The organism is Streptomyces sp. SID12501, assembly GCF_010550245.1.
GTDB lineage: Bacteria > Actinomycetota > Actinomycetes > Streptomycetales > Streptomycetaceae > Streptomyces.
In genome coordinates, this window is sequence record NZ_JAAGLU010000458.1 from 1 (window position 1) to 502 (window position 502).

General features: G+C 74.9%; 1 protein-coding gene. It reads left to right on the forward strand.

Annotation, left to right across the window (positions count from 1 at the left end; all coding sequences use genetic code 11):
- A partial coding sequence (locus tag G3I71_RS46755) for an ATP-dependent helicase (protein WP_164325026.1) occupies positions 1–502 on the forward strand: 502 nt, incomplete at both ends.

Below are 502 nucleotides of genomic sequence, written 5' to 3' on the forward strand. Positions count from 1 at the left end.
GACCCCTGCCAGGCGATCTACGGCTGGCGCGGAGCCTCCGTCGCCAACCTCGACGACTTCCCCGCACACTTCCCGCACGCCGACGGCGCCCCCGCGACCCGCCTCTCGCTCAGCGAGAACCGGCGCAGCGGCGGCCGGCTCCTCGAACTGGCCAACAGCCTCGCCGCCCCGCTGCGCGCCATGCACGAAGGCGTCGAGGCGCTGCGCCCCGCCCCCGGCGCCGAACGCGACGGCATCGTCCGCTGCGCCCTCCTCGACACCCACGCCGACGAGCTGACCTGGCTCGCCGACCGGATCGCCCACCTCGTCGCCACCGGAACACCACCCGGCGAGATCGCCGTGCTGTGCCGGACCGCCGGCGACTTCGGGGCGATCCAGAGCGCCCTGGTCGACCGGGACGTCCCGGTCGAGGTGGTCGGCCTCTCCGGTCTCCTCCACCTGCCGGAGGTCGCCGACCTGGTCGCCGTCTGCGAAGTGCTCCAGGACCCCGGGGCCAACGCCT